7 protein-coding genes are annotated in these 11,804 nt (G+C 34.4%); all 7 read left to right on the top strand.

Features of this window, described 5'->3' with window-relative positions; translation table 11 throughout:
• Positions 1 to 7: 7 nt before the first annotated feature.
• The 7 genes from ggt to BSF41_RS21600 all read left to right on the top strand — a co-directional run bounded on the left by ggt (position 8) and on the right by BSF41_RS21600 (position 11,720).
• Positions 8 to 1,696: a gamma-glutamyltransferase gene (gene ggt / locus BSF41_RS21630; RefSeq protein WP_095931562.1), complete on the top strand. Its 1,689-nt coding sequence runs from the start codon at positions 8 to 10 to the stop codon at positions 1,694 to 1,696.
• A 74-nt stretch (positions 1,697 to 1,770) separates the two neighbouring features.
• Entirely contained in the window at positions 1,771 to 3,555 is a 1,785-nt protein-coding gene (locus BSF41_RS21625; protein ID WP_095931561.1) for a chloride channel protein, read from the top strand.
• 63 nt (positions 3,556 to 3,618) lie between these two features.
• Positions 3,619 to 4,572, top strand: a complete 954-nt coding sequence (locus BSF41_RS21620) for a Fic family protein (protein WP_095931560.1) — start codon at positions 3,619 to 3,621, stop codon at positions 4,570 to 4,572.
• A gap of 100 nt (positions 4,573 to 4,672) precedes the next feature.
• Positions 4,673 to 7,504, top strand: coding sequence for an excinuclease ABC subunit UvrA (gene uvrA / locus BSF41_RS21615; protein ID WP_095931559.1), 2,832 nt, complete (start codon positions 4,673 to 4,675; stop codon positions 7,502 to 7,504).
• 250 nt (positions 7,505 to 7,754) lie between these two features.
• A complete protein-coding gene (locus BSF41_RS21610) occupies positions 7,755 to 7,934 on the top strand; it encodes a hypothetical protein (RefSeq protein WP_141248176.1) in 180 nt (59 codons plus the stop codon).
• Between the two features lie 10 nt (positions 7,935 to 7,944).
• Positions 7,945 to 8,673 (top strand): TIGR00730 family Rossman fold protein, encoded by a 729-nt coding sequence (locus BSF41_RS21605; protein ID WP_095931557.1) that lies wholly within the window; start codon positions 7,945 to 7,947, stop codon positions 8,671 to 8,673.
• Positions 8,674 to 8,972: 299 nt separating this feature from the next.
• Complete coding sequence (locus BSF41_RS21600; RefSeq protein ID WP_095931556.1) at positions 8,973 to 11,720, top strand: aminopeptidase; 2,748 nt, start codon at positions 8,973 to 8,975, stop codon at positions 11,718 to 11,720.
• Positions 11,721 to 11,804: the final 84 nt, after the last annotated feature.

Raw genomic sequence — 11,804 nt, 5'->3', positions numbered from 1 at the left:
ATTGCACATGAAAAAAATTACACTTTTAATCGCCCTTTTATATTTAAATAGCAGCAACGCACAAGAAGCTCTTCCAAAACCAACAGGATTGGTTGTTACAAAAGCAATGGTCGTTTCTGCTCGTGAAGAAGCTTCAAAAATTGGTGCCGACATTATGAAAAAAGGAGGAAATGCTTTTGATGCGATGGTCGGGACAGAATTGGCTCTTGCAGTTGCTTTTCCGTTTGCAGGAAATATAGGCGGTGGCGGATTTATGGTTTACAGAAAAGCAAATGGTGAAGTGGGTTCGTTGGATTATCGAGAAAAAGCACCACTTGCTGCCACAAAAGATATGTTTTTGGATAGTGAAGGAAATGTTATAAAAGGAAAAAGCACACAAACAGCTCTTGCTATTGGTGTTCCTGGAACTATTGCAGGCGTTTTTGCCGTACATAAAAAATATGGAACAATGCCTATTTCTAAAATTCTAGAGCCTGTTATCGCTTTAGCAGAAAGAGGTGTTGTAGTAACCAAAAAGCAAGAGAAAAGTATAAAAGATTATCATGAAAGCATTGTAAAAATTAACGGCGAAAATTCACTTGTATCAGGCAATTTCAAAGAAAATGACACGATCAAATACTTAGCTTTAGCCAAAACTTTAAAAAGAATTCAGAAAAAAGGAAGAAATGAATTCTACAAAGGCGAAACTGCAAAAATCTTAGTCAATTATCTTCAGAAAAAAGGCGGTATTATCACGATGCAAGATTTAGCCAAATATGAGGCAAAATGGAGAAAGCCGCTTCAGTTTACTTATAAAGATTTGAAAATCATCTCAATGTCTCCTCCAAGCAGTGGCGGAATTTGTCTGGCGCAAATCTTAAAAATGCTTGAGCCTTACGATTTAGCAAAAATGGGACATAATTCTCCCGACGCTATTCAGGTTATTGTTGAAGCCGAAAGAAGAGCCTATGCAGACAGAAGTTACTTTTTAGGCGATCCTGATTTTGTAAAAATTCCGATGAAAGAATTGTTAGACGCAAACTATCTGCGCGAAAGAATGGCAAGTTTTAATCCTGAAAAAGCAACTTTGTCTACCGAAATTAAAGAAGGAAAAGTAAATTATGCCGAAAGCACAGAAACTACACATTACTCTATTGTAGACCAATTCGGAAACGCAATTGCAGCTACAACCACTTTAAATGATGGTTATGGTTCTAAATATTACTGTGACGAATTAGGTTTCTTTTTGAATAATGAAATGGATGATTTTAGTGCCAAACCTGGATCTCCAAATATGTTTGGTTTGGTTGGAAATGAAGCCAACAGCATTGCACCGCAAAAACGCATGTTAAGCTCTATGACCCCAACAATTGTAGAAAAAGACGGAAAACTTTTTATGGTTGTGGGAACTCCAGGTGGTTCTACCATTATTACTTCTGTTTTGCAAACGATTTTAAATGTTTACGAATACAAATTAAGCATGCAGGAAGCGGTAAATGCTCCACGTTTTCATCATCAATGGCTACCCGATTTAATCACTTTCGAACCTAATACTTTTGAAACGAAAACTATAGAAAAACTAAAAGCTAAGAGTTACATTATCAACGAAAAGCCAACTCCAATTATCGGAAAAGTAGATGCCATTTTGGTCTTACCTGACAATAGATTAGAAGGAGGAGCAGATTTTAGAGGAGACGACACAGCGGTTGGTTTTTAAAGTGATTCTTGATTTTATTTTTTTTAAACAAGATTAAAATCTAATTTTGTAAGATCGATAATTTTTAAAACATAATGATAAAAAAATATTTCAGACGACTTGAAAGTATAATTGCTTTGGCTCAATCTTTAATGACACCAAAACAATTTCTTTTTTTATCCAGTGTATTAACAGGAATCTCGTGCGCGTTTGCGGTAATTGTTCTTAAAACATTTGCACACAGCGTTTTTTCTTTTGCAACTTACATCAACGGGATTCTAAAATTGAGTTTCATCAATAGTATTTTGCCTATTATTGGTATTACACTAACGGTTTTTGTTGTAAATAAAGTTCTTAACGGAAGTATTCAGAAAGGAACTTCACAAATACTTTATGCGGTTGCCAAAAAAGCCAGTATTATTCCGAAAAAGCAGATGTATGCCCAGATTGTTACTAGTTCGTTAACGGTTGGTTTAGGAGGTTCTGCTGGTTTAGAGAGTCCGATTGTGATAACAGGAGCCGCTTTTGGCTCTAATTTTGCCCAAAACTATAAGTTACAATACAAAGACAGGACATTGTTAATTGGCTGTGGCGTTGCGGCCGGAATTGCTGCCGCATTTAACGCACCAATAGCCGGAGTTCTTTTTGCGATCGAAGTTTTATTAGTAGATGTTAGTATTTCTGCCTTTACGCCAATTATGATTTCTGCTGCGACAGGCGCATTGGTTTCTGCGATTGTTTTGGACGAAAGCATTTTATTAAGCTTCAAAAAACAAGAAACATTCGATTATCATAATATTCCATTCTATGTTCTCTTAGGCGTTCTTACGGGATTGGTCGCTATTTATTACTCTAGAAATTTCCAGAAAGTAGAGCATTATTTTGCCAAACAGCAAATTAATCCATACAAAAAAGCTTTGATTGGTTCATCGTTATTAGCGTTACTAATTTTTATTTTCCCAACACTATTTGGTGAGGGTTACGAAAGCATTAAAACATTATCTGATGCAGATCCGGGACTTTTATTAGATAATACTTTGTTTGCCGATTTCAGAAATAACCAATGGGTTTTACTTTTATTTGTTGGGGCAACAGCAATGGTTAAAGTTTTTGCTTCGGGACTAACTCTTGGAAGCGGTGGAAATGGAGGAAACTTTGCTCCTTCTCTTTTTCTAGGATCTTATTTAGGCTATTTCTTTTCTAAATTGGTTACGATGATTGGCTTATCTAAACTTCCTATCAGTAATTTTACAATGGTCGGAATGGCCGGAATTTTGAGCGGTTTATTTCATGCTCCGCTTACGGCTATTTTCTTAATCGCAGAAATTACAGGAGGTTACGGATTAATGATTCCGCTTATGATGGTTTCATCCATCAGTTTTGCTATTTCTAAGCGTTATGAAAAGTATTCGCTTGACGTAAAAGGATTGGCTAAAAAAGGACATGCTTTTACAAGCAATAAAGATTCTAATATTTTATCCACTTTAGAAATTGAAACGATCATTCAGTGCGATTACTTAACCGTTCATCCAGATGAAAACCTAAGTAAATTAGTAGACCTGATTTCACACTCTAATCAAGTTGTTTTTGCGGTTGTAAACAATGAGAAAGATTTGGTCGGAGTAGTTCATTTTAATGATATTCGAGAAATTATATTTAACTCTTACCGTGTAAAGTATACTTTCATTAGAGATGTAATGAAAGCGCCTTCTGCCACAATTTCTACACTCGACAGCATGGAAATTGTAATGCGTAAATTTGAAACCTCAAAATCTGCTTTTCTTCCTGTTTTAAGAGATGGAAAATATCACGGATTTATTTCCAAATCGATAGCGCTTGAAGCTTATAGAACAAAACTCCGTTCTATGACCATTGAATAGCCTTAATATCGGATACGTTAAAAATTTTTATTATCCAATATTAAGAAGTACCTTTGTAGGATTATGTTTAATATTGAGCTGACATACAGAGAAGAATTTCAATCAACTTTTGATCGATTGTACCAAAAAAGGCAAGAACTGCAAAACAGCAGACCATTGCCTACTATTGCTTTGAACAAAATACGTGAAAGTCTTTCGCTAGAATGGACTTACAACTCAAATAGCATCGAAGGGAACACACTTAGTTTGAGAGAAACCCAAATGGTTATTCAAGAAGGAATCACCATAAAAGGCAAATCGCTCCGTGAACATTTTGAAACCCATAATCATGATAAAGCTATTGATTACCTCTACTCTATTGTTGATGAGAATTACAAGCTAAGAAGTATAGATATTCTCTCCATTCATGGTTTGGTGATGCGTTCTATCGAAGAAGATTTTGCTGGTAGAATTCGCAATGGAGGAGTTCGAATTTCAGGAGCCAATTTTATGCCTCCAAATGCCAATAAAGTCTCCGATTATTTAGATGAATTAATCGAGTTTATCAATACAAATCCGTTAGGTTTAAACGATATTGAACTCGCTACAATTTATCATCATAAACTCGTCTGGATTCATCCTTTTTTTGATGGAAATGGGCGCACAGTTCGATTGAGTATGAATTTATTATTGATGCGATGTGGTTTTCCGCCGGCTATTATTCTTAAAAATGATAGAAAAAAATATTATGAAGCACTCAATCAGGCAAATAATGGCAATTATCAGAAACTAACCCTTTTAATGTGCCAAGCCCTAGAAAGAACACTCAATATTTATCTGGGTGCAATGCCTGGAAGCAGCTATGATTATCAATCGATTCAAAACATAGTTAGTGAACCTGATACGCCTTATGGACAAGAATATGTCAGTTTATTGGCCAGAACAGGAAAAATTGACGCTTACAAAGAAGGCCGAAATTGGTACACCACAAAAGAAGCCATAGAAAACTACATGGCAACCCGAAAAAGAAAGCGCTAGTTTATACTAGCGTTTTTTGTTACTAATTGTAACATAAAGTTTTGCTATCGAGCACTAAAAGAACAAATCAAAGTGGTAACTTTGCGTTTTGCTCAAAATTATGTTAGATAAAGACAATACTATTGAAGTTCTTGGTGCAAGAGTTCACAATCTAAAAAATATCGATATATCTATTCCGCGTGAAAAACTGGTTGTAATTACAGGTTTATCAGGTTCGGGAAAATCTTCTTTGGCTTTTGATACGATTTATGCCGAAGGACAGCGTCGTTACGTTGAAACTTTTTCTGCCTACGCAAGGCAGTTTCTTGGCGGATTAGAGCGTCCAGACGTTGATAAAATCGACGGACTTTCGCCTGTAATCGCGATTGAACAAAAAACAACTAGTAAAAGTCCGCGATCTACAGTTGGAACTATTACTGAAATTTACGATTTCTTAAGGCTTTTATACGCGCGTGGCGCAGATGCTTACAGTTATAACACTGGCGAAAAAATGGTTTCGTATTCTGATGAGCAGATTAAGGATCTGATTATTCAGGATTATAATGGAAAACGTATCAATATTCTAGCGCCGGTTATTAAAGCCAGAAAAGGTCATTATGCGGAATTATTCCAACAAATAACTAAACAAGGATTCTTGAAAGTTCGTGTAAACGGAGAAGTTCAAGACTTGGTTGCAGGAATGAAATTAGATCGTTACAAAACACACGATATTGAGATTGTTGTAGATCGAATGGTGATTGAAGATAATCCAGATACACAAAAAAGATTATCTGAAAGTATCAATACTGCGATGCATCACGGTGAAGATGTATTGATGATTTTGGATCAAGATTCTAATGAAGTGCGTTATTTCAGCCGTAATTTAATGTGTCCTTCAACAGGAATATCATACCAGAATCCAGAACCGAATTTATTTTCGTTCAACTCCCCAAAAGGAGCTTGTCCGCATTGCAACGGATTAGGAACGGTACACGAAATCAATGTTAAGAAAATTATTCCAAATCCGAAATTATCTATAAAAGCTGGTGGTTTTGCTCCGCTTGGTGAATACAAATCGTCTTGGATTTTCAAACAATTGGAAACCATTGGAGAAAAATTCGGATTTAAAATTACCGATGCAATAGAGAAAATTCCTGAAGAAGCGATGCAAATGATTTTGTATGGCGGAAAAGATAAATTTTCTATCAATTCTAAAGATCTTGGCGTTACAAGAGAATATAAAATTGATTTTGAAGGAATTTCTAATTTCATCAAAAATCAATATGACGAAAGCGCTACAACCAGCATAAAACGTTGGGCAAAAGATTTTATGGACGAAATTAACTGTCCTGTTTGCGACGGTTCACGTCTTAAAAAAGAAGCATTATTTTTTAGGGTAAATGAAAAAAATATCACCGAATTGTGTGATATGGATATTTCAGATTTAACAGCTTGGTTTCAAGATTTAAATAGCCATTTGACTGATAAACAACTTTTAATTGCTTCTGAAGTCGTAAAAGAAATTAAAGACCGCTTGAACTTCCTGATGAATGTCGGTTTGAATTATTTGGCTTTAAGCCGAAGTTCAAAATCACTTTCTGGTGGTGAAGCACAGCGTATTCGTCTAGCAACTCAAATTGGTTCGCAACTGGTTGGCGTATTATATATTTTGGATGAACCTAGTATTGGTTTGCATCAAAGAGATAACGAAAAACTGATTCATTCTCTAGAACAATTACGCGATATCGGAAACTCAGTAATTGTGGTAGAACACGACAAAGACATGATCGAAACGGCTGATTATGTAATTGATATTGGACCAAAAGCTGGTAAATATGGTGGCGAAATCATCAGTATTGGAACTCCGAAAGAAACTTTAGCTTCGGACACTATTACCGCTCAATATTTGAATGGTAAAATGAAGTTTGATATTCCGAAGAAAAGAAGAAAAGGAAATGGCAAATTCTTGAAACTGACTGGTGCAACAGGAAACAACCTTAAAAACGTTTCAATTGAAATTCCTTTAGGTAAGATGACTTGCGTTACAGGAGTTTCAGGAAGTGGAAAATCGACTTTGATTAACGAAACGCTTTATCCGATTTTAAATGCGTATTATTTTAATGGCGTAAAAAAACCGCAACCTTACAAAAAGATTGAAGGTTTAGAACATATCGACAAAGTTATTGATATTGACCAAAGTCCGATTGGAAGAACGCCACGTTCAAATCCAGCAACGTATACCGAAGTTTTCACAGAAATCAGAAATCTGTTTACCATGACTTCTGAAAGTATGATTCGTGGTTATAAAGCAGGACGCTTTAGTTTTAATGTGAAAGGTGGACGTTGCGAAACCTGTGAAGGTTCTGGTGTAAGAACAATAGAAATGAACTTTTTACCAGACGTTTATGTAGAATGCGAAACGTGTCAGGGAAAACGTTTCAACAGAGAAACTTTAGAAATTAGATACAAAGGAAAATCTATTTCTGATGTTTTGGATATGACGGTTGATGAAGCTGTTCCATTTTTTGAAAATATTCCGAAGATTTATAGAAAAATCAAAACCATTCAAGATGTTGGTTTGGGTTATATTACACTTGGACAGCAAAGTACAACGCTTTCTGGTGGTGAAGCGCAACGTATTAAATTGGCGGGTGAATTGTCTAAAAAAGATACTGGAAATACATTTTATATTCTAGATGAACCAACAACAGGATTACATTTTGAAGACATTCGCGTTTTGATGGAAGTAATCAATAAACTGGTTGATAAAGGAAATACTATTCTGGTGATCGAACATAATATGGACGTAATCAAACTTGCCGATTATATTATCGATATTGGCCCTGAAGGTGGAAAAGGCGGCGGACAATTGGTTGCCAAAGGAACTCCAGAAGAAGTGGCTCAGAATAAAAAGAGCTATACGGCTAAGTTTTTGAAAAAAGAATTGGAGTAAGAGTGATCTTTGTCAAAGTTTAAAACTTTGACAAAGATTTAAAGCCAAAAAACTTCCTGCTTTTATACACACTATACACCTGATAATGAATCAAAAACCTAAATTTGATTATTATCGCAACATTACTTTTGGATTATAATTCCTGTTTTTTATAACAATTCTAGAAAAAAGCGTTAATTTAGTGTCCGCTTTTTCTGAAAAACTCAAGCTTTTTAAAGAAAATATGTTTCAATTAAGCCAAATGGTTTATATGAGACCAACTGCCCTAGCCCTGATGGGAGCGGCATCTCCCGATTTAGAAAAACAAGGCTTTTTAGCCGTAGTTTTTATTTATCTGGAATATAGCGGACAGCAGGAAACGGCTCCTTCTTCCGACTATGATCAGGATGACAATTACAGGGACAAAAACATAAATAAAATAATAAATTAAAATACCTAAAATGAGATTAGAAGATTTTGATAATGATGAAGATAAAGTAATTCAGGATCGTTTGAAACAAAGAACGTGGAATGAAATTAAAACCAATGACAGCTGGGCAATTTTTAAGATTATGTCTGAGTTTGTAAATGGCTACGAGGCAATGGGACGTATTGGTCCTTGTGTTTCTATTTTTGGATCGGCAAGAACAAAACCAGAGGATAAATACTATCAATTGGCTGAAAAAATCGCTTATAAAATCAGTAAAGCAGGTTACGGTGTGATTACAGGAGGTGGTCCCGGAATTATGGAAGCTGGAAATAAAGGCGCGCATTTGGGCGGAGGAATTTCGGTTGGTTTAAATATCGAACTTCCGTTTGAGCAGCATTTTAATCCGTATATTGATCATGACAAAAACTTGAATTTCGATTATTTCTTTGTGAGAAAAGTAATGTTCGTAAAATATTCGCAAGGTTTTGTGGTGATGCCAGGTGGTTTTGGAACTTTAGACGAAATGTTTGAAGCGATCACTTTGATTCAGACTAAGAAAATTGGAAAATTCCCGATTATTTTGGTTGGAGTTGAATTCTGGTCTGGCTTAATCGAATGGGTTAAAACTGTTTTGGTTGAAAAAATGCATACTGTAAGCCCAGAAGATTTGAATTTATTTAAAATTGTAGACACTGAAGATGAAGTTGTGGAAGCATTGGATAAATTCTACAAAAAGTACGATTTAAGTCCGAATTTCTAAATTTCAAAACCATATAAGTGATATAAGTTCATTTAAAAGTATGGTTTTAAGCTTTGTGCTTAAATACACTTATATCACTTATATGGTTAAATTATACTGCAAATACACAAAAATTGAAAGCTGTTTTTTAAACAGCTTTTTTTATACTATTTTTACAAAAATCCGAAACCGCAATATGTCCGTAATTTAAGTATGTCTGATAATTTTTAAGCCACTATTTGAAAGCACTTTATAAAATTATTTGCCTCGTTTTAGCTTTATCATTTTCGATAAAACTAACTGCACAACATCAATCTAAGATGGAAGTGGCAGTAAATCTCGAACTTAAAACACTAAACATAAAACAAGATCTTACGTATCATAATACTACAAATGATACTTTGGCTTCAATTGTTTTGAACGATTGGAACAACGCTTTTGCTGATAAAAACACGCCTCTTGCAAAACGTTTTTCTGATGAATTTTACAGAGGTTTTCATTTGGCAAAGGCTGCCGACAGAGGAAAAACGACAATTATTAACCTGACAGAAACTAATTTTTCGGCTCTGGAATGGGAAAGAAGCGCTCAGGATCCTGACTATATTACGGTTAAGCTGAATCGCAAACTGCTTCCTAACGAAAAAATCGTTTTACATCTTAATTATATTGTAAAAATACCAAACGATAAATTCACACATTTTGGTTTTGATCAAAATGGCGGTATGGCTCTTAAAAACTGGTTTATAAGTCCTGCCCGTTTTGAAAATGGCCTTTTTGTAAAGTATAACAATTTCAATCTAGATGATATTGCCAATGCGGTGAGCGATTATGAAGTTGAAATTAAAATCCCGAATCCATACTCTATTACTACCGATTTAAATTCGGTTTCTAAAGATACCAGCAATCAGGGTTACAATATTTATTCTTTCTCTGGCAGAAACAGAACCGATTTTAGTCTTTATATCGAAAAACAAAATAGCTTTAGAACATATGATAATGGTTCTCTACTGGTTGAAACCAATTTAAAAAATAAAAAAATAGACGAAATCCAGAAAGCTATTATCATTAATCGTGTGGTTTCTTATGCTGAAAAGTTTATTGGCAAATATCCGCATGAAAAAATAACCGTTTCTCAGATCGATTACGACAGAAATCCTTTTTATGGTTTAAATCAGCTGCCTTCTTTTATCAGTCCGTTTCAGGATGATTTTATATTTGAAATTCAGTTTTTAAAGACTTTTCTAAACAATTATCTTAAAAACAGTCTTCGCTTAGATCCTAGAAAAGACAGTTGGATTTATGACGGAATCCAGATTTATGCCATGATGAAGTATATGGAAGAACATCATAAGGATGAAAAAATGCTAGGAAGACTTTCAAACATGAAGCTTTTTAAAAGCTATAATATCACGAATCTGACTTTTAACGAGCAGTATAGCTATTACTATATGCTAATGGCCCGTAAAAACTTGGATCAGCCACTTGGCGATCCAAAAAACACCTTGATAAAATTTAACGAGCAAATTGCCAGTAAATATCGCGCCGGTTTGAGTTTGAGTTATTTAGATGACTATCTGAATCATGATATTGTTCCTAAAAGTGTCAAAGAATTTTACAATCTCAACCAATTCGGACAATCGAATCGTTATGATTTTGAGAAAATCTTAACCCAAAAAAGCCCAAAAAATATCAATTGGTTCTTTAAAACCATTATCGATTCGAGAGATATTATCGATTATAAATTTTCGAATGTTTCGAGAACTGCAGATAGCGTTATGTTTTCGGTTAAAAATAAAACTGGCATCTACGCTCCTATTCCGATTTACGGAATTAAAAAGAAAGAAGTCGTTTTTAAAGAATGGATTGAGCCTACTAAAAAAGACTCTGTTTATGAGTTTAGCCGTAAAAATGCAGAAAAAATTGTAATTAATTATGACAATGAAGTTCCCGAATACAACCAAAGAAACAACTGGAAATCGCTAAAACATGTTGCGCTCAACCGACCTGTTAAATTTAATTTTGCTAAAGATTTAGAAGATCCAGACTACAATCAGATTTTATACATTCCGACATTAAACTATAATTATTATGATGGTATTACGCCAGGAATTCGTTTTCATAATAAAACCATTTTAGACAAACCTTTTAATTTTGACATTAATCCGGCGTATTCTATAAAAGCGGGTACCGTTTCGGGTTCGTCTGCTTTTTCATGGAATCAATATTATAGAAACAGCACCTTATATAATGTTCGATATTCTATAAGTCAGAATTATTATCATTACGCTCCAGATGCAACTTATTTAAGGTTAAATCCGATGGTGCAGTTTCGTATTCGAGAAAAAGATTTTAGAGATAATAGAAAACAGCTATTTTTAGCTCGTCAGGTTATTGTAAATCGTGAAGCAAGCACCTACATTACAGATAATTCGAAACCAAACTATTCGATCTTTAATGCCCGCTATTCTAATACGAAAACAGAATTAATTGATCATTTTAATTTTATGACTGATTTGCAATTTTCTAGCGGTTTTGGAAAAGCTTCTGGAGAAGTTGAATACAGAAGACTATTTGAAAATAACAAAAAGCTAAATTTAAGACTATACGTTGGAACTTTCTTGTACAACACAACAAATTCAGATTATTTTAGTTTTGGCTTAGACCGTCCGACAGATTATTTATTTGATTATAATTTATTCGGAAGATCAGAAAGCACAGGTTTTTTTAGCCAGCAGTATGTTATCGCTGAAGGAGGTTTCAAATCGCAACTAGAACCTTCATACGCTAATCAATGGATGGCAACTTTGAATGCCAGTTACGCCATATGGAACTGGGTTGAGATTTATGGTGACATTGGTTTCTTAAAAAACAAGCACAAAAGTGAGTTCTTTGCTTACGATTCTGGAGTCCGTTTAAACTTGGTTCCTGACTACTTTGAACTCTATTTTCCTGTTTATTCGAATAATGGGTGGGAAATATCACAGCCTAAATACAATGAAAAAATACGATTTATAATCACTTTTTCGCCAAGAACGTTAGTTACTCTTTTTACCCGAAAATGGTTTTAATCAAATAAATTTTAAACAAAAACTTGCGAAATTATCAATAAAATTAAATTTCATATAAAAATAACATAAATAAAATACGTAGTT

Source organism: Flavobacterium sp. ACN2 (assembly GCF_002303885.1).
In the GTDB taxonomy this organism is placed as follows: Bacteria; Bacteroidota; Bacteroidia; order Flavobacteriales; family Flavobacteriaceae; genus Flavobacterium.
The sequence above is the reverse complement of the archived record's forward strand: the minus strand, read 5'-3'. Positions and strand labels throughout refer to the sequence as shown.

Bases quoted from the DNA above. Each gene is read 5' to 3' on its own strand.
- ggt (WP_095931562.1), top strand. From the start codon at position 8: ATGAAAAAAATTACACTTTTAATCGCCCTTTTATATTTAAATAGCAGC.
- BSF41_RS21625 (WP_095931561.1), top strand. From the start codon at position 1,771: ATGATAAAAAAATATTTCAGACGACTTGAAAGTATAATTGCTTTGGCT.
- BSF41_RS21620 (WP_095931560.1), top strand. From the start codon at position 3,619: ATGTTTAATATTGAGCTGACATACAGAGAAGAATTTCAATCAACTTTT.
- uvrA (WP_095931559.1), top strand. From the start codon at position 4,673: ATGTTAGATAAAGACAATACTATTGAAGTTCTTGGTGCAAGAGTTCAC.
- BSF41_RS21610 (WP_141248176.1), top strand. From the start codon at position 7,755: ATGAGACCAACTGCCCTAGCCCTGATGGGAGCGGCATCTCCCGATTTA.
- BSF41_RS21605 (WP_095931557.1), top strand. From the start codon at position 7,945: ATGAGATTAGAAGATTTTGATAATGATGAAGATAAAGTAATTCAGGAT.
- BSF41_RS21600 (WP_095931556.1), top strand. From the start codon at position 8,973: ATGGAAGTGGCAGTAAATCTCGAACTTAAAACACTAAACATAAAACAA.